The organism is Methylobacterium sp. XJLW, from assembly GCF_003254375.1.
GTDB classification, from domain to species: domain Bacteria; phylum Pseudomonadota; class Alphaproteobacteria; order Rhizobiales; family Beijerinckiaceae; genus Methylobacterium; species Methylobacterium fujisawaense.
Genome location: NZ_CP016429.1, coordinates 2664251 through 2681029 on the forward strand (window position 1 = coordinate 2664251; position 16779 = coordinate 2681029).

Sequence of the window (16779 nt, forward strand, 5' to 3'; positions counted from 1 at the left end):
CGGCCTATATCAACAACGCCGCGGTGACTGGCACGGCGATCAACCTGCCCGCCCAGTTCGTGGCGGCCCAGAGCCAGCTGCAGGCCTACCTCGCCGCCCAGTGCGGCAACACCGTCGCCGCCTGCGCGGGCAGCGCCGCCAACGCGGCCGGGAATCCCTACGTGCCGTCGGCCGGTAACCAGGCTGCCTACCAGCAACGCCTCACCTACGGCCTGCCGACCCTCAGCTTCGCCCAGGCGCCCCGCGAGGCGGCTCCCGCCGGCGGGCCGGACGCCTCGATCCTGCTCGCGCCGCTCTACGGCGGATCGACCGCCGCCGCGCGGACCCTCGCGCCCACCGGCGGCCTCTACGGCCAGCTCGCCACCAGCACGATCAACCAGATCCTGGTCAACACCGAGACCAACGCGCTGGCCGCCTTCTACGGCAGCCCCCTGAGCTATTGGAGCCGCCTCGACCTCTATGCGGCCGCCGGGTATTTCGGGAACGTCACCGGCACCCTGCGCATGGACGCCACCGACCGCCTCGGCATCGATGTCGGCATCGGACAGGGCGGCGCGCTCTACGCCAACGGCACCATCGCGGGGACTGTCTTCGTGGGCGCCGGCGGCCTGCTCGGCGGCTCCGGCACGGTGGGCGGGATCGGCGCGCTCTCGGGGGGCACGGTTGCGCCGGGCAACTCCATCGGCACGCTCACCGTCGCCGGCAATGCCGCCTTCGCGGCCGGCTCGACCTACCGGGTCGAGGCCAACGCCGCCGGACAGGCCGACCGCATCGCCGCCACCGGCAGCGCCACCCTGTCGGGCGGCACCGTCCAGGTGCTGGCCGCCTCGGGCGCCTACAATCCGCGCACCACCTACACGATCCTCTCCGCCGCCGGCGGCGTCTCGGGCCAGTTCGCCGGCGTGACGGCGAACCTCGCCTTCCTCAGCCCGGGCCTGCGCTACCGGACCGACGCGGTCGACCTGACCCTCACCCGCAACGACGTGCCGTTCGCCGCGTCAGCCACCAGCCGCAACGGCATGGCGGCGGCCAACGCCGTCCAGGCGGCCGGCCCGGGCCGGCTCTTCGACGCGGCGGTCGCCTTCACCACGGCCGAGGCCGATGCCGGCTTCCGGGCGCTGGCCGGCGACATCCATGCCGGCACCGTGTCCACCGCCTACGAGACCGCGTTCTTCGTGCGCGAGGCGGTGCTCGACCGCCTGCGCTGGGGCAGCCCGGCACCGGCCTCGATTACGGCACCCTGCCGGCCGCCTACGCGGCCGACCTGCCGGGGCGCCAGCCGGTGGTGGCGGGCGTGCCGGTGCGGACCCTCGACCCGCAGGTGTTCGGCCTCTGGGGCCAGGGCTTCGGCGCCTTCGGCACGGCCGAGGGCGGCGGCAACGCGTTCAACCTCGACCGGCAGATCGCCGGCTTCGCGGCGGGCGCGGATGTCCGCGTGTCGAACGGGCTGCGCGTCGGCGTGGTCGGCGGCTACACGGAGGCGTATCTCGACAGCGCCGGCCGGTCCGGCGGCACGAGCCGGGCGGAGAGCGCCACGCTCAAGAGCGGCTTCGGCGGCCTGTATGGCGGCTATGAGGTCGGGCCGTTGTCGGTGCGGCTGGGAGCGCTCTACGCCGGGACCGACACGCGCACCCGGCGGGCGGTGCTGTACGGGCTGTCGGACACGCTGAGCGGCCATGGCGGCGGCTATACGGTGCAGGGTTTCGGCGAGATCGGCTGGAGGATCGCGCTCGGCCAGCCGGCTCCGGCGGCTCTGGTGTCGAGGGACGGCGTCGCGGTGCCGGTGCCGCCGACGGCCTCCTACGTCGAGCCGTTCGTCGGCGGGGCGTATGTCGGCATCCGGCGGGACGCCTTCGCGGAGACCGGGGGCGCGGCGGCGCTGGCGAGCGTCGCGCGGGACTACGATCTGGGCGCGGCGACCGTGGGGGTGCGGGCGCAGACGGGCCTGGAGCTGGGGCTGGGTCTTCCGGTGACGCTGCGGGGTCTGGTCGGCTACCGGCGGGCGTTCGGCGACGTGGTGCCGACGGCCCTGCTGCGGTTCGGCACGGGCCCGGCCTTCCTGAGCGCGGGCGTGCCGATCGACCGGGACGCGCTGGTGGTGCAGGTCGGGCTCGATCTGGCGGTGGCGCCGAACGCGAGCCTGGGTGTGGCCTATACCGGCCAGACCGGCGCCCGCGCCCAGGATCAGGCCGTGAAGGGCACCTTCACCCTCCGGTTCTGAACACGCCGGACGACGTCGCCTCTGTCACACGCCTGACGCGGTCCGGCCGCTAGCGGACCGGACCGCTCGCTTCATCGATCGAGGGATCCGCATGCTTGACGCCACGGTGCCGGCCCTGTCCCTCGGCGCGCTTCTGGCCCTCGTCCAGATCGTCAGCATCGGCGTCGCGGGCCGGCGCCTCGGCCGGAGCCACGGGCCGTCGCGGTTTCCGGACGGCGCGCCCGTCTCCGTGGTCCGTCCGCTTCACGGGATCGAGGCTTACAGCGAGGAGATGCTCACCCGGAGCTTCCGCCTCGACTACCCGTCCTACGAGCTGATCTTCTGCGTGGCCGACCCCGGGGACCCGATCGTGCCGATGGTCCGGCGGCTGATCGCGGCCCATCCGCGCGTGCCCGCCCGCCTGATCCTCGGCGACGAGCGCCTCTGCGAGAACCCGAAGCTCAACAATTGCCTGCGGGGCTGGCGGGCCGCCGTCCACGACTGGGTGGTGCTCGCCGATTCCAACGTGGCCATGCCGCCGGACTACCTCCAGCGGCTCCAGGCGGCGTGGCGGGACGATACCGGCCTCGTCTGCTCGACCCCCGCCGGGGCGCGCCCGGGCAGCTTCATGGCCGAGGTGGAATGCGCCTTCCTGAACACCCTGCAGGCCCGCTGGCAATACGCCGCCGAGGCGTTCGGGCTGGGCTTCGCGCAGGGCAAGAGCATGCTGTGGCACAAGCCCTTTCTTGAGGCGCAGGGCGGCCTGCAGGCGCTCGCGGCCGAGATCGCCGAGGACGCGGCCGCCACCAAGCTCGTCCGGGCCGCCGGCAAGCGGGTCCACCTCGTGGCGAGCCCGTTCGAGCAGCCGCTCGGGCCGCGCGGCTTCCAGGAGGTCTGGGCGCGGCAGCTGCGCTGGGCGCGCCTGCGCCGCGTGACCTTCCCGCTGTTCTTCGCTCCCGAGATCGGCAGCGGTGTCCTGTTGCCGGCGCTTCTCATCGCCCTCTGCGCCGGCAGCTTCACGGGCCTCGTCGGCGCTGCCGGCCTCGCCGGCCTGTGCTATGCCGCCGAGCACCGGCTCGCGATCCGCGCGGGCTGGCACCGTTCGCCCCGCCTGCTGGCGGCCTTCCTGGTGCGCGACGCCCTGATCCCGGCGATCTGGCTCGGCGCCTGGATGCAGAGCGCCATCGTGTGGCGGGGCAACGCCATGGACGTGCGCCCCCGGCGGGCCGCCGAGGCGCGTCCCTACGCGCCGACGGCCTGACGGCGGCCGACGATCGGAGGCCGAAAGGTGTCGCGCCGCTACGCTCTCTACTGCCTGCCCGCCCCGGGTTCCCGGCTGGAGGCCTTCGGCCGGTCCGTCCTCGGCACCGACCCCGTCTCGGGGGCGGCGGTCCCGCACCCGGAGGGCTTGAGCGACCTCGCCGCCGTCACGGCGGGGGCCCGGATCTACGGGTTCCACGCCACCCTCAAGGCGCCGCTGCGCCTCGCGGCGGGCACCACGGAGGCGGATCTCGTCGCCGCCACCCGTGACCTCGCGGCCGCGCACCCGCCGGTGGCGGTGGGCCCGCTCCGGGTCGCCGCCCTCGGGCCGTTCCTCGCCCTCGTGCCGGAAGCTCCCCCGCCGGAGCTGGGGCTCTTCGCCGCCGAGTGCGTCGCCGCCCTCGACCCGTTCCGTGCGCCGCTCACCGAGGCCGAGCGCGCCAAGCGCCGCCCGGAGCGCCTCGACCCGCGCGGGCGGGCGCTGCTGGCGCGCTGGGGCTACCCGTACGTGTTCGAGGCCTTCCGCTTCCACGTGACCCTGACCGACGCCCTGCCGGAGGCGGAGCGCGAAGCCTGGCACCGGCGCCTGTCCGAGGCCTACGCCGCCGCGGGGCCGGAGCCCCTTGTGATCGACGCCGTGTGCCTCCTGACTCAGGACGGGTCCGGCCCGTTCCGGCTCCTGGCGCGCCTGCCCTTCGGAGAGCCCCGTGGTTGACCGTCCCCTCGGACTCGAACCCGCACGCGATCCCAGCGCCCGGGTCGTGGATTGCCGCCTCGGTCACTACACGGAGGTCGGCGCGCGAACCCGCCTCACCGAGACGATCCTCGACGATTATTCCTACATCGGTCAGGATTGCGAGGTGATCTACACGACCATCGGCAAGTTCTGCTCGATCGCCGCCAGCGTGCGGATCAATCCCGGCAACCACCCGATGGAGCGCGCGTCGCAGGCGCATTTCACCTACCGGGCACGAGCCTACTGGCCGGAGGAGTCCGACGAGCCCGCCTTCTTCGACCGGCGCCGGGCGAGCCCGGTGGCGATCGGCCACGATGTCTGGATCGGCCACGGCGTCGTTGTCCTGCCCGGCCGCACCATCGGCACCGGCGCCGTGGTCGGCGCGGGCGCCATCGTCACCCGCGACGTCGAACCCTACACGATCGTTGTCGGCAATCCCGCCAAACCGGTCCGGCGCCGCTTCCCCGAGGCCGTCGCCGAACGTCTGATGCGCCTGGCATGGTGGGACTGGGATCACGAACGGCTGCGCCGGGCGCTTCCGGATTTCCGCGGCCTGCCCATCGAAGCATTCCTCGAGCGCTATGAAGTTTAAGCCGGCTATCAAAATGTAAGAATTGCGCCGGCAAACATAACCGATCTGTATTCGTCATCCAATCGTCGTGAAATCGGCGTTTACCTGCGGCCATTCCCCGGCGGATGGTGGCATGCTGGTTATCGAGGATCTCACGCGCCAGTACGGCGACCGGCGCGCCGTCGACGGCGTGTCGCTCCGGATCGAGCCCGGCAGCTTCGTCGGCGTGATCGGCCGGTCGGGCGCCGGCAAGTCGACGCTGCTGCGCCTGATCAACCGGCTGGCGGACCCGAGTTCGGGGCGCATTCTCCACGACGGCCGTGAGGTCACCACCCTGCGGGGCCGCGACCTGCGCGAATGGCGGACCCGCTGCGCCATGATCTTCCAGCAGTTCAACCTCGTCGGCCGCCTCGACGTGATGACCAACGTGCTGATGGGGCGGCTCAGCCACGTGCCAAGCTACCGTTCCCTGCTGCGGCAATGGTCCGCCGAAGACCGAGCCATGGCGCTCGCCGCCCTGGAGAGCTTCGACATGGGCGAGTTCGCCGGCCAGCGCGCCGACGGCCTGTCGGGCGGGCAGCAGCAGCGGGTCGCTATCGCCCGCGCCCTCGTGCAGGAGCCCGAGATCCTGCTCGCCGACGAGCCGGTGGCCTCCCTCGACCCGCGCAACACCCGGCTCGTGATGGACGCGCTGGCCGAGGTGAACCGGCGCTACGGCATCACGGTGCTGTGCAACCTGCATTCCCTCGACCTCGCGCGCGCCTATTGCGACCGCCTCGTGGGACTCGCGGCCGGGCGGGTCGTGTTCGAGGGCGGACCGTTCGACCTCACCGAGGACGTGGCGCGCCGGCTCTACGGCCTGGAGGCCGGCGAGGTGCTGGACGATTCCGCGCAGCGCGAGGCGGAGCAGCGGGCCGCGATGCCCGGCCGGCCCGGTCTCGTGCCGGCGCGGCCGGTCCGCGAGGCCGCCCTCGGCGCCTGATCCGGGCCCTCCAAGCCCCAACAACCATTCGGGAAATGCCCGACCGGCCTCCGGCCGGCCGAACTTCCTGCCCTACGCCGTCACGAAGGACGACACGATGATCACCCGACGCACTCTCGCCGGCGCCGCCGCGGCTCTCGCCCTCCTCGGCCTGCCGGCCGCCGCCCAGGACTGGAAGGCCCAGTATCCGGAGCTGACGCTCGGCGTGATCCCGGCCGAGAACGCCTCGGGCACCGCCGACCGCTGGGCGCCGCTCACCGCCTACCTGACCAAGACGCTCGGCGTGCCGGTGAAGCTGCGGGTGGCGAGCGACTACGCCGCCGTGATCGAGGGCCAGCGGGCCGGCAACATCCAGATCGCGTGGTACGGACCGGCCTCCTTCGCGCGGGCCGTGATGACCGGCGTGAAGATCGAGCCGATCGTCAACCAAAAGCACGAGACCGGCGCCTCGGGCTACTATTCGGTGGTCTACGTTCTGGCCTCCAGCCCCTACAAGACCGTCGAGGATCTCAAGGGCAAGAACCTCGCCCTGGTCGATCCGAACTCCACCTCCGGCAACCAGGCGCCGCGCTTCTTCCTGAAGCGGGCCGGCTACGACGTGGAGAAGTTCTTCGGCAAGACCTTCTACGCGGGCAGCCACGAGAACGCCGTGCTGGCGCTCACCCAGGGCACGGCCGACGCCGCCGCCAACCTGTGGAATTCCGAGACCGACACGATGGTCACCCGCATGGCCGCCAAGGGCATGCTCAAGAAGCCCGACGGCACGCCGATGCAGCAATCGGACTTCCGGGTCGTGTTCAAGTCCGACTTCCTGCCGGAGGGGCCCTTCGCCATGCTGACGAGCCTGCCGGACGACCTGAAGGCCAAGATCCGCGACGCCTTCGTGGCCCTGCCGAAGGCCGACAAGGCCGCCTTCGACCGCCTCTCCGACGGCAAGGACCAAGATCTGACGCCGGTGACCCTCAAGGATTACCAGCCGATCATCGACATGCTGCGGTTCAACGACGAGCAGCGCCGGAAGTCCTGATCCGGGCCCGCCCGCCTTGCGCGGTCTGACACCCCTGTCGCCGGAGCGGGAAGCCGCCCTCTCCGGCCTCTACGCGGCGGCGACCGGCGCTGCGCGCCGCCGCACGCTGGCGGGCTTCGCCCTTGTGGCGGCGCTCGCCCTGGTCGCCGGCTTGGTCGCCGAGGTGCGGCCGCTGGTCTTCGCCGAGAACATCGGCAAGTTCACCGCCTACATCCAGCAGATCCTGCCGCCGATCAGCCTCGAGCATCCGCTCGAGGACGTCCGCAGCTGGTACTGGGGCCTGCCCAAATGGCTGGGCCTGCTGGGCGAGACCCTGCTCATGGCCTATCTCGGGACGCTGCTCGGGGGGCTCGCGGGCTTCGCCCTCAGCTTCGTGGCCGCCGCCAACCTCGTGCGGTCGCGCCTGCTGCGCGTCGGCGCCAAGCGCCTCCTGGAATTGTGCCGCACCGTCCCCGAGGTGGTGTTCGCCCTGATCTTCGTGATCGCCTTCGGGCTCGGCCCGATGGTGGGCGTGCTCGCCATCGCGATCCACACCACGGGGGCGCTCGGCAAGCTGTTCTCCGAGGTGGTCGAGAACATCGACATGCGGCCCGTCGAGGGCCTGTCGGCCTCGGGCGCAACCTGGGTCCAGACGGTGCGCTTCGCGGTGCTGCCGCAGGTGCTGTCGAACTTCGCCTCCTACGCGCTGCTGCGCTTCGAGATCAACGTGCGCGGGGCCGGGGTGATGGGCTTCGTCGGCGCCGGCGGCATCGGCCAGGAATTCCTCGTGGCGATCCGCAATTTCTACTACGCGGACGTGAGCGCGATCCTCGTGCTGATCATCCTGACCGTGTTCTGCATCGACCTCGCCACCGAGCGGGTCCGTCACCGCCTGATCGGCGCGGAGCAGGCCCGATGAGCCCGCGTCCCGAGGCTCTGCGGGCGGCGGCCCGGGCCGACCTCGCCCGCCTGCGCGCGCGCTACCCCGCGCAGTTCCGCACCGACTGGCCGGGGCGGGCGCGGCTCGCCGCCCTGCTCGCCGTCCTGATCGGGCTCGCGGCGTTCGGCTACTGGCGCCTCGACTTCTCGATGGCGCGGATCCTCCACGGGCTCGGGCGGCTCGGTACCTTCGCGGTGCTGATGCTACCGCCGTCCCCGGAGGGCCAGTTCTGGACCTTCCTGCACGCGCTGGGCGAGACCCTGGGCATCGCCTTCCTGGGCACGCTGACGGCGGCGGTCTTCGCCTTCCCGGTGGCGTTCCTGGCGGCCCGGAACGTCGTGCCCAACCCCTTCGCGCGGTTCGCCGTCCGCCGCGGCCTCGACGTGATGCGCTCGGTGGACGTGCTGATCTGGGCGCTGATCTGGATCAACGTCGTGGGCCTGGGCCCCTTCGCGGGGGCGCTCGCCATCGCGTGCTCGGATTTCGGGGCGCTCGGAAAGCTGTTCTCCGAGGCGATCGAGACCTGCGACAAGCGTGCCGGCGAGGGCGTCGTCGCCTCGGGCGGCTCGCGCCTGCACCGCATCCGCTTCGGGCTGATCCCCGGGGTCCTGCCGGTGCTGGCGAGCCAGGTCCTGTACTTCTTCGAGTCGAACACCCGGTCGGCGACGATCATCGGCATCGTCGGTGCCGGGGGCATCGGTCAGTACCTCACCGAGCTGATCCGCGTGCTGGAGCTGCAGCAGGTCGCCTTCCTGGTGCTGATGATCCTCGTCACCGTGGCGGCGATCGACTGGGTCTCGACCCGCCTGCGCCGGGCGATCATCGGGCCGGCGGCGCGCTGAGCCGGCGGCCCGATAAACCGCCGATCACCCGCCGATCACCAGCTCCACCCGGTCGGCGGCGAACAGGGTGCGGTTCGCCTGGATCGGCACGCCGGCGGGATCGATGTTGACGCTCGACACCACCAGAACGACCCGCCCCGGGGTGATGTCGAGGCGCTGCGCCTCCGCGGAATCGGCCGGCCGGGCGCGGATGCGCGTCGAGAGCCGGGTATAGTCGTGCAGGCCGCAGGCCGCGAAGGCCCGGGTGATCGAGCCGCGCTCGGCATAGGCCTCGGCGAAGCCCGCGAAGCGCGGCAGCGGCAGCCAGGTCAGCGCCGTCGAGAGCGGGGCGTCGTCCGCCCGGTGGACCGTCAGCAGCTCCAGGATCGGCGCGCCGGGGGCGAGGGCCAGGGCTGCCGCCTGCTCGGGCCCGGCCGGGACCGTGGTCGAGGCGACGAGGTCGCCCCAGGCCTCGCGTCCGGCCCCGGCGACGATCTCGGAGAACCGCGTGCGCGGCCCGATCGGGTAGGCGAGGGGTGCCTCCTCCACGAAGGTGCCCCGGCCCTGGCTGGCGCGCACGAGCCCGCCCTCGGCGAGCGCCGCGAGGGCACGTCGCACGGTGTGCCGGTTCACGGCGAAGCGCGCCGCCAGGGCGGCCTCGGCGGGCAGCTGCTGTCCCGGCGGATAGCGCCCCGCCGCGATCTCGGCCGTCAGCGCGTCGGCGATCTGCCGCCACGCCGTCAGACCCTCGCCCCGGACGAGGCCGGGTGCCTGCTCCTGCGCATCCATCCTGTCATCCAAACTTCATTTGTGCGGCGCACGCCAGTTGTCTATACACCTATACAACCGAGCGACGGAGGGATTCGCGATGACGACGAGCCCGAGACATCCGGCATCCGAGGGGGAGATCGGGGCGCGCCAGGCCGTGATGGCGCTCTGTGCCGAGGCGAGCCGCACGGACCTGGAGGCGGCCCTGTCGGTCCTCGACACCCCGGCCGCCGCGGATCTCCGGCCGCCGGAGACGGGGCTCGTGATGGCCTCAGGCCGGATCGGCGGCGACGGGCGCCCGTTCAACCTCGGCGAGGTCAGCGTGACCCGGGCCGCCATCCGCCTCGCGGACGGTCCGGCCGGCTTCGCCTACCATCTCGGCCGCGACCGCACGAAGGCGCGGCTCGCCGCGATCCTCGACGCCCTTTGGCAGGACCCGGACCGGCGCGCCCGGGTCGAGGCCGCCCTGGCGCCCGCCGCCCGGCGGCTCGCGGCGGACCGGCAACAGGCGGCCCGGCGCACGGCGGCCACCCGGGTCGACTTCCTGACCCTCGCCCGCGGAGACGATTGAGCATGCTCGCCCCCGGCTTCGCCGATCCGGTCCACGACGCGCAGGGCACCTTCCGCGCCGTGATGGACGCCCTCGCCCGCCCCGGGCTCGTCCGGCCGCTCGCCCCGTTCCTTGCGCCGTTCCTCGCGCCGCCCGCGCCGCTCACGCCGGAACTGGCCGCCGTCGCACTGGCGCTCACCGACGCCGACACGCCGGTCTGGCTGGATCCGGCCCTCGCCGAAGCCGCGGACGTCGCGGCTTACCTGCGCTTTCACACCGGCGCGCCGCTCACCGACGACCCGGCCCGGGCCGCCTTCGCGCTGGTCCGCGAGTCTCGACGCTGCCCGCCGCTGGGCCGGTTCGCCCTCGGCACGCCGGCCTACCCCGACACCTCCACCACCCTGGTGCTCGCCCTCGACACGATCACGGACGGGCAGGGGCTGAGCCTCTCCGGCCCGGGCGTCCGGGGCACGGTCCGGGTCGCGCCGGGACCTCTGCCGGACGGCTTCGCGGCGCAATGCGCCGAGAACCGCGCCGACTTTCCGCTGGGCGTCGACCTGATCCTCACCGCGCCCGGCCGCGTGGCCGGTCTGCCGCGCTCCACGACGGTCACGGAGGCCTGACCCATGTACGTGGCCGTGAAGGGCGGCGAGGCCGCCATCGACAACGCCCATCGGCTCCTCGCCGAGGCCCGCCGGGGCGACCCCGCCGTTCCGGAACTCTCCGTGGCGCAGATCCGCGAGCAGATGGCGCTGCTCGTCGACCGGGTGATGACCGAGGGCTCGCTCTACGATCCGGACCTCGCGGCCCTGGCGCTCAAGCAGGCGCGCGGCGACGTGGTCGAGGCGGTGTTCCTGGTCCGCGCCTACCGGACCACGCTGCCCCGCTTCGGTGCCTCCGCGCCGGTCGACACCGGCACCATGGCGGTCGAGCGCCGGGTCTCCGCGACCTTCAAGGACCTGCCCGGCGGGCAGGTGCTCGGGCCGACCTTCGACTACACCCACCGGCTCGTCGACTTCGCGCTCGCGGCAGATACCGCCTCCGAGCCCGCCGCCGAGGCCGAGCCGCGCGCCGATGCCGGAACCTGCCCGCGGGTCACCGACCTGCTGGCCCAGGACGGGCTGATCGAGGCCTCGCCGCCGGACGACGGCGCCCCCGTGGGCGACCTCACCCGCGAGCCCGTGGATTACCCCGCCGACCGGGCCCTGCGCCTCCAGGCGCTCGCCCGGGGCGACGAGGGCTTCGTGCTCGGCCTCGCCTACTCGACGCAGCGCGGCTACGGCCGCACCCACCCGTTCGTCGGCGAGATCCGGGTCGGCGCGGTGGCGGTGGAGTTCGTGCCCGAGGAGCTGGGCTTCGCGGTCCCGCTCGGCCGGGTGCGGCTCACCGAGTGCCAGATGGTCAACCAGTTCAAGGGCTCGGGCGCGGCCGCGCCCCAGTTCACCCGCGGCTACGGGCTGAGCTTCGGGCAGAGCGAGCGCAAGGCCATGGCAATGGCCCTGGTGGACCGGGCGCTGCGCGCGGAGGAGCTCGGCGAGCCGGTGGCGAGCCCCGCCCAGGACCAGGAATTCGTGCTGGCCCATTGCGACAGCCTCCAGGCGACGGGCTTCGTCGAGCACCTGAAGCTCCCCCACTACGTCGACTTCCAGGCCGAGCTGGAGCTGGTCCGGCGCCTGCGCGCCGAGTTCGAGCGCAAGACCGAGACCGTCGAGATGCAGGAGGCCGCCGAATGAGCGCGACAGGGATGTCCCCCTTCCTTGGTGGCTCCGCTTCCCGGGAGCTTCCGGGCCGCGCGCCGGATGACGCGCAGGTTCCCTCTCCCGAACGGGAGAGTGGGCTCGTCGCGTCCGTCCTCGACGCGGCAGGAAACGCGCGCGGCTCCGGCTACAACTTCGCCTATCTCGACGAGGGCACGAAGCGGATGATCCGCCGCGCCATCCTCAAGGCCATCGCGGTGCCGGGCTACCAGGTGCCCTTCGCCTCCCGCGAGATGCCGATGCCCTACGGCTGGGGCACCGGCGGCGTGCAGGTCACGGCGGCGATCCTCGGGCAATCGGACGTGCTCAAGGTCATCGACCAGGGGGCCGACGACACCACCAACGCGGTCTCGATCCGCCGCTTCTTCGCCAAGACCTCCGGGGTGGCCACCACCACCCGCACGACGGAGGCGACGGTGATCCAGACCCGCCACCGCATCCCCGAGACGCCGCTCACCGAGGGGCAGATTCTGGTCTATCAGGTGCCGATCCCCGAGCCCCTGCGCTTCCTCGAACCCCGCGAGACCGAGACGCGCCAGCTCCACGCGCTGGCCGAGTACGGCGCCATGCACGTCAAGCTCTACGAGGACATCAGCCGCCACGGGCACATCGCCACCACCTACGCGTACCCGGTGGAGGTCGCCGGCCGCTACGTGATGGACCCGTCGCCGACGCCGAAATTCGACAATCCCAAGATGGACGACTGCCCGGCGCTCCAGCTCTTCGGCGCGGGCCGCGAGCGGCGGATCTACGCGGTGCCGCCCTATACGCGGGTGCGCAGCCTCGATTTCGAGGATCACCCGTTCCGCGTGCAGGAATTCACGCAGCCCTGCGCCCTGTGCGGCGCAAGCGGCCACTACCTCGACGAGGTGGTCACCGACGATTCCGGAGGCCGGATGTTCATCTGCTCCGACACCGACATCTGCGAGACCCGTGTCGCGGAGGCGGCCCGATGAGCGCGCCGCTCCTCTCCGCCCACGGCCTGACCAAGGCCTACGGCAACCGGCTCGCCTGCGCGGGCATCGACCTCGACATCACGGAGGGCGAGGTGCTGGCCATCGTGGGCGAGTCCGGCTCGGGCAAGTCGACGCTCCTGTCGCTGCTCGCCGGCGAGCTGGTGCCCGATTCGGGTGAGGTCCGCTACCGGATGCGCGATGGGCAGACCCGCAGCCTCGCCGATCTCGGACCCGCCGCGCTGCGCCGGCTGATGCGCACCGACTGGGGCTTCGTCCGGCAGGACGCCCGCCAGGGCCTGCGCATGGCGGTCTCGGCCGGCGGCAATGTCGGCGAGCGGCTGATGGGCATGGGCGAGCGCCATTACGGCCGGATCCGCGGCCAGGCGCTGGACTGGCTCGGCCGGGTCGAGATCGAGGCCGGCCGGGTGGACGACCCGCCCAGCCAATTCTCCGGCGGCATGCGCCAGCGCCTCCAGATCGCCCGCAACCTCGTCACCGGGCCGCGCCTCGTGCTGATGGACGAGCCGACCTCCGGCCTCGACGTCTCGGTCCAGGCCCGGCTCCTCGACCTGATCCGGCGGCTCTCGGCCGAGCTCGGCCTCGCGGTGATCATCGTGACCCACGACCTCGCGGTGGCGCGGCTGCTCTCGCACCGGATCGCCGTGATGCGGGCCGGCCGGGTGATCGAGACCGGCCTCACCGACCGGGTGCTCGACGATCCCGAGCACGCCTACACCCAGCTCCTCGTCGCCTCGGTGCTCGCCGCATGACTGCGCTTCTGACCTTCCAGGACGTCGCCAAGAGCTTCACCCTGCACCTGCGCGGCGGGATCGTCCTGCCGGTGGTGGGCGGCGTGAGCCTCGTGGTCGAGCCCGGCGAGTGCGTGGTGCTCGGCGGCCCCTCGGGGGCGGGCAAGTCCTCGCTCCTGAAGATGGCCTACGGCAATTACCGCTGCGATGCCGGCGCCATCCGGGTCCGCGACGGCGAGGCGGTGGTGGACGTCGTCCGGGCCGATCCGCGAGTGGTCTGGGCGCTGCGGGCGCGGGTCATCGCCTACGTGTCGCAGTTCCTGCGGGTGATCCCGCGGGTCCCGGCCCTCGACGTGGTCGAGGCCGCCGGCCGCGAGGGCGGGTTGTCCGAAGAGGCGGCCCGCGCCCGGGCCAAGGACCTCCTCGCCCGGCTCAACCTGCCCGAGCGGCTCTGGGGCCTGCCGCCCGCGACCTTCTCGGGAGGCGAGCAGCAGCGGGTCAACATCGCCCGGGGCCTGATCGCCGACCGGCCGCTCCTGCTCCTCGACGAGCCGACCGCCTCCCTGGACGCGCAGAACCGCGCCGTGGTGGCCGACCTCGTGCGCGAGAAGCTGAAGGCCGGCGCCGGCGTGCTCGGCATCTTCCACGACAGCGAGATGCGCGACGCTGTGGCGACCCGGGTGGTCGATGTCACCCGCTTCGCGCCGCAAGCCCGGGCAGCCTGAGGAATTCACGATGGACGACTTCATCCTCGAGAACGCGACCCTGGTCCTGCCCGACCGGGTGCAGCGCGGCTGGCTCGCCGTCTCCGACGGGGCGATCATCGAGATCGGCGAGGGCCGGGCGCCCGCGCGCGGCCTCGATTGCGGCGGCGATTACCTGATCCCCGGGCTGATCGAGCTGCACACCGACCATCTGGAGAGCCACTACGCGCCGCGCCCCAAGGTCCGCTGGCATCCGCTCGGCGCGGTGCTCGCCTACGACGCGCAGATCACCGCCTCGGGCATCACCACGGTGTTCGATTCGCTCCGCGCCGGCAGCGACCCGGACGGCAGCGGCCTCGGCTCCGAGCTGGAGCAGCTCGCCGGCGCCATCGCCGCCGCGCGGGCCGGCGACCTGTTCCGGGCCGAGCACTTCACGCATCTGCGCTGCGAATTGCCCTCCACGGATGTGCTCGACACGGTGGCGACCTTCACGGCCCGCTACCCGGTGGGGCTGATCTCGCTCATGGACCACACCCCCGGCCAGCGGCAGTTCCGCGACATGGAGAAGTACTACACCTACGCCACGCGCGGCGGCCGTCCCATGGAGGAGATCCGCGCCAACACCGAGCGCAAGATCCGCGACGGTCGGTCGCTGAATGCGAAGAACCGGCCGGCCCTGGTCCAGTTCGCCCGCGAGATGGGGATCCCGCTGGCGAGCCACGACGACACCACCCTGGCGGATGTCGACCTCGCGGTCGGCGAAGGCGTGCGGCTGGCCGAGTTTCCCACCACCCTGGAGGCGGCCGAGGCCGCGCACCGCCAGGGCATCACCGTGATGATGGGCGCGCCGAACCTGATCCGCGGCGGCTCGCATTCCGGCAACGTCGCCGCCCTGGCGCTGGCCGAGGCCGGGCACCTCGACATCCTCTCGTCGGACTACGTGCCGGCGAGCCTCTTGATGGCGGCCTTCCTGCTGCCCGAGCAGGCACCGTCGATCACGCTGCCCGAGGCGCTGGCCACCGTCACGGCCAATCCCGCCCGCGCCACCGGGCTCACCGACCGGGGCGCCCTGGCGCCCGGGCTGCGGGCCGATCTCGTGCGCGTGCAGCGGGCCGAGGGCGTGCCGGTGGTCCGCGAGGTCTGGCGCGCCGGCCGGCGGGTCGCCTGATGCCGGGCTGCCTCGTCCTCGTGGTCGGCCCGAGCGGCGCCGGCAAGGACACGCTGATCCGGCTGGCCCGGGCGGCCCTGGCGGACGATCCGCGCTACGTCTTCCCGCGGCGTCTCGTGACCCGGCCACCCTCGGCGGACGAGGACAACGACGAGATCGACGAGGCTGCCTTCGCGGATGGCTGCGCGGCCGGCCGCTTCACCTTGAGCTGGCGCGCCCATGGCCTCGGCTACGCCCTCCCGGCGGAGGCCGGAAGGCGCGCCGCCGACGGTCAGGTGGTGATCTGCAACGTCTCGCGCCGCATCGTCGCGGAGGCGCGGAGGACCTGCCCGCGGGTGAGCGTCGTCGAAGTCACCGCGCCGCCCGAGATCCTGGCGCAGCGTATCGCCGCCCGGGGCCGGCCGCAGGACGGCGACCTCGCCGCGCGTCTCGCCCGGGAGGGCGACGTCGTCGCGGATCTGACGATCCTCAACACCGGCTCCCCGGGCGACGCCGCGTCGCGGCTCGTCGCGCATCTGCGCGCCTGCTGACGGGACATCTTCGTCGCACGCCGGGTGCGACTGCCGGGTCGCGCCGGCCGATGCACCGATCGCGCCGGAGCAACGAAAAAGGGCGGGTGCCGATATCGGCACCCGCCCATGTTGGTCTCGGCCGGGGAAGCCCCGGCGCCGTCGGTCTCAGAGGCCGCCGAACTTGTAGTTGAAGCCGGCGCGAACGATGCTGCCCTCGGTGCGGAAGCGCGAGATGTACGCGCCGTTGCCGACACCCGGGACCGCGCCGACGAGCACGTTCTGGCTGCCGAGGTCGTAGTGCAGGTACTCGGCCTTCACCGTGATGGCGTCGTACTTGATGCCGATGTAGCGGCCGAGCGCGAAGGTGTTCAGGAAGCTGTCGGTGGGCAGGGCGAACTCGATGCCGCCGCCGTAGGCGTAGCCGACCTTGAAGTCGTCGTAGCGGCCGGCGAACTGCAGGCGGCCGCCCGGGGTGTAGAAGTTGGCGTCGTGGAACACGTTGCCGTAGGCGAGGCCGCCCATCCCGTAGACCAGGACGCGGTCGAAGGCGTAGCCGACGCGGCCCGTGAGGGTGCCGAGCCAGTCGAGGCTCTGGCGGAACTGGCTGATGTTCGGCGGGCCGCCGGCGACGTTACCGGTGCCGAGGACGACGCGGTTCTTGGTGATGTCGGTCCAGTCGATGCTGTTGGCGAGACCGACGACGATGCCGGAGCCCGGCGTGAACTGGTAGTTGTAGCCGGCGGTGCCGCCGATGTTGGCGAAGCCGTCCTGCGTGGTCGAGGTCAGGAAGGGACGGCGGCCGAGGGCCACATTGGTGGCGTTGCCCGGCTGGACGCCGACCGTGGTGATGCGCTCACGATCCGTGAAGGTGTAGGCGGACTCGAGACCGGCGTAGAAGCCCGTCCAGGTGAAGACCGGCACCGGCGTGAAGACCGGCGGCGGCGCGGCCCGGCGCGGCAGGTCGGCGGCCGAAGCGGCCGTCGTGACCAGCGCCGTCGCGGCGGTGGCGAGGAGGAACTTCTTCATCATGGCGGGGGGTCCGAGGTGATGCGTTGTTGTCCCCACTTAAGCTCGGCCGCACGGATCCCGCTATGCCCGC

At 72.6% G+C, this 16779-nt stretch carries 18 protein-coding genes; 16 read left to right on the forward strand and 2 right to left on the reverse strand.

Features of this window, described 5'->3' with window-relative positions; genetic code table 11:
• The first annotated feature begins 1321 nt into the window (after positions 1-1321).
• The 8 genes from A3862_RS32065 to phnE (A3862_RS12405) all read left to right on the forward strand — a co-directional run bounded on the left by A3862_RS32065 (position 1322) and on the right by phnE (A3862_RS12405) (position 8537).
• Positions 1322-2221, forward strand: a complete 900-nt coding sequence (locus A3862_RS32065) for an autotransporter outer membrane beta-barrel domain-containing protein (RefSeq protein WP_236961970.1) — start codon at positions 1322-1324, stop codon at positions 2219-2221.
• A 91-nt stretch (positions 2222-2312) separates the two neighbouring features.
• The gene (locus A3862_RS12375) at positions 2313-3461 is read left to right on the forward strand and encodes a glycosyltransferase (RefSeq protein ID WP_043759136.1); all 1149 of its coding nucleotides are present in this window, start codon (positions 2313-2315) and stop codon (positions 3459-3461) included.
• 27 nt (positions 3462-3488) lie between these two features.
• Entirely contained in the window at positions 3489-4175 is a 687-nt protein-coding gene (locus A3862_RS12380) for a DUF1045 domain-containing protein (protein ID WP_043759134.1), read from the forward strand.
• Positions 4168-4788 carry a chloramphenicol acetyltransferase gene (locus tag A3862_RS12385; RefSeq protein WP_043355958.1) on the forward strand — a complete coding sequence of 207 codons (621 nt, stop codon included), beginning with the start codon at positions 4168-4170 and terminating at the stop codon, positions 4786-4788. Before A3862_RS12380 ends, A3862_RS12385 begins: the two co-directional genes overlap by 8 nt.
• A gap of 112 nt (positions 4789-4900) precedes the next feature.
• Positions 4901-5749, forward strand: coding sequence for a phosphonate ABC transporter ATP-binding protein (gene phnC / locus A3862_RS12390; RefSeq protein ID WP_043387936.1), 849 nt, complete (start codon positions 4901-4903; stop codon positions 5747-5749).
• 97 nt (positions 5750-5846) lie between these two features.
• A complete protein-coding gene (phnD, locus tag A3862_RS12395; protein WP_043387933.1) occupies positions 5847-6776 on the forward strand; it encodes a phosphonate ABC transporter substrate-binding protein in 930 nt (309 codons plus the stop codon).
• 16 nt (positions 6777-6792) lie between these two features.
• On the forward strand, positions 6793-7674 hold the full coding sequence (gene phnE, locus A3862_RS12400; protein WP_043355022.1) for a phosphonate ABC transporter, permease protein PhnE: 882 nt from the start codon (positions 6793-6795) through the stop codon (positions 7672-7674).
• Positions 7671-8537: a phosphonate ABC transporter, permease protein PhnE gene (gene phnE / locus A3862_RS12405; RefSeq protein WP_075380846.1), complete on the forward strand. Its 867-nt coding sequence runs from the start codon at positions 7671-7673 to the stop codon at positions 8535-8537. The genes phnE (A3862_RS12400) and phnE (A3862_RS12405) overlap by 4 nt, the downstream gene beginning before the upstream one ends.
• Before the next feature lie 24 nt (positions 8538-8561).
• Here phnE (A3862_RS12405) and phnF read toward each other — a convergent pair whose 3' ends face one another.
• On the reverse strand, positions 8562-9305 hold the full coding sequence (phnF, locus tag A3862_RS12410; RefSeq protein ID WP_043355026.1) for a phosphonate metabolism transcriptional regulator PhnF: 744 nt from the start codon (positions 9303-9305) through the stop codon (positions 8562-8564).
• Positions 9306-9384: 79 nt separating this feature from the next.
• Between phnF and phnG the strand changes: the two genes are divergently transcribed.
• The 8 genes from phnG (at position 9385) to phnN (ending at position 15698) form a co-directional block, all read left to right on the forward strand.
• Entirely contained in the window at positions 9385-9855 is a 471-nt protein-coding gene (phnG, locus tag A3862_RS12415) for a phosphonate C-P lyase system protein PhnG (protein WP_170861899.1), read from the forward strand.
• 2 nt (positions 9856-9857) lie between these two features.
• Positions 9858-10457 carry a phosphonate C-P lyase system protein PhnH gene (phnH, locus tag A3862_RS12420; protein ID WP_043351234.1) on the forward strand — a complete coding sequence of 200 codons (600 nt, stop codon included), beginning with the start codon at positions 9858-9860 and terminating at the stop codon, positions 10455-10457.
• A 3-nt stretch (positions 10458-10460) separates the two neighbouring features.
• Positions 10461-11567 carry a carbon-phosphorus lyase complex subunit PhnI gene (locus A3862_RS12425; protein WP_043387925.1) on the forward strand — a complete coding sequence of 369 codons (1107 nt, stop codon included), beginning with the start codon at positions 10461-10463 and terminating at the stop codon, positions 11565-11567.
• Positions 11568-11755: 188 nt separating this feature from the next.
• Complete coding sequence (locus tag A3862_RS12430; RefSeq protein WP_111474338.1) at positions 11756-12547, forward strand: alpha-D-ribose 1-methylphosphonate 5-phosphate C-P-lyase PhnJ; 792 nt, start codon at positions 11756-11758, stop codon at positions 12545-12547.
• A complete protein-coding gene (phnK, locus tag A3862_RS12435) occupies positions 12544-13317 on the forward strand; it encodes a phosphonate C-P lyase system protein PhnK (RefSeq protein WP_111473621.1) in 774 nt (257 codons plus the stop codon). The genes A3862_RS12430 and phnK overlap by 4 nt, the downstream gene beginning before the upstream one ends.
• On the forward strand, positions 13314-14021 hold the full coding sequence (gene phnL, locus A3862_RS12440) for a phosphonate C-P lyase system protein PhnL (protein WP_043387921.1): 708 nt from the start codon (positions 13314-13316) through the stop codon (positions 14019-14021). Before phnK ends, phnL begins: the two co-directional genes overlap by 4 nt.
• Positions 14022-14031: 10 nt before the next feature.
• Positions 14032-15168, forward strand: a complete 1137-nt coding sequence (locus tag A3862_RS12445; RefSeq protein ID WP_043351241.1) for an alpha-D-ribose 1-methylphosphonate 5-triphosphate diphosphatase — start codon at positions 14032-14034, stop codon at positions 15166-15168.
• On the forward strand, positions 15168-15698 hold the full coding sequence (gene phnN / locus A3862_RS12450) for a phosphonate metabolism protein/1,5-bisphosphokinase (PRPP-forming) PhnN (protein ID WP_193376701.1): 531 nt from the start codon (positions 15168-15170) through the stop codon (positions 15696-15698). The genes A3862_RS12445 and phnN overlap by 1 nt, the downstream gene beginning before the upstream one ends.
• 147 nt (positions 15699-15845) lie before the next feature.
• Here the strand turns inward: phnN and A3862_RS12455 are convergent, their stop codons facing one another.
• A complete protein-coding gene (locus A3862_RS12455; protein ID WP_043351243.1) occupies positions 15846-16709 on the reverse strand; it encodes an outer membrane protein in 864 nt (287 codons plus the stop codon).
• Positions 16710-16779: the final 70 nt, after the last annotated feature.

Bases quoted from the DNA above. Each gene is read 5' to 3' on its own strand.
- A3862_RS12375 (WP_043759136.1), top strand. From the start codon at position 2,313: ATGCTTGACGCCACGGTGCCGGCCCTGTCCCTCGGCGCGCTTCTGGCC.
- phnF (WP_043355026.1), bottom strand. From the start codon at position 9,305: ATGGATGCGCAGGAGCAGGCACCCGGCCTCGTCCGGGGCGAGGGTCTG.
- phnG (WP_170861899.1), top strand. From the start codon at position 9,385: ATGACGACGAGCCCGAGACATCCGGCATCCGAGGGGGAGATCGGGGCG.
- A3862_RS12455 (WP_043351243.1), bottom strand. From the start codon at position 16,709: ATGATGAAGAAGTTCCTCCTCGCCACCGCCGCGACGGCGCTGGTCACG.
- phnK (WP_111473621.1), top strand. From the start codon at position 12,544: ATGAGCGCGCCGCTCCTCTCCGCCCACGGCCTGACCAAGGCCTACGGC.
- phnE (WP_075380846.1), top strand. From the start codon at position 7,671: ATGAGCCCGCGTCCCGAGGCTCTGCGGGCGGCGGCCCGGGCCGACCTC.
- A3862_RS12425 (WP_043387925.1), top strand. From the start codon at position 10,461: ATGTACGTGGCCGTGAAGGGCGGCGAGGCCGCCATCGACAACGCCCAT.
- phnH (WP_043351234.1), top strand. From the start codon at position 9,858: ATGCTCGCCCCCGGCTTCGCCGATCCGGTCCACGACGCGCAGGGCACC.
- phnD (WP_043387933.1), top strand. From the start codon at position 5,847: ATGATCACCCGACGCACTCTCGCCGGCGCCGCCGCGGCTCTCGCCCTC.
- phnL (WP_043387921.1), top strand. From the start codon at position 13,314: ATGACTGCGCTTCTGACCTTCCAGGACGTCGCCAAGAGCTTCACCCTG.
- phnC (WP_043387936.1), top strand. From the start codon at position 4,901: ATGCTGGTTATCGAGGATCTCACGCGCCAGTACGGCGACCGGCGCGCC.
- A3862_RS12430 (WP_111474338.1), top strand. From the start codon at position 11,756: ATGATCCGCCGCGCCATCCTCAAGGCCATCGCGGTGCCGGGCTACCAG.
- A3862_RS12445 (WP_043351241.1), top strand. From the start codon at position 14,032: ATGGACGACTTCATCCTCGAGAACGCGACCCTGGTCCTGCCCGACCGG.
- phnN (WP_193376701.1), top strand. From the start codon at position 15,168: ATGCCGGGCTGCCTCGTCCTCGTGGTCGGCCCGAGCGGCGCCGGCAAG.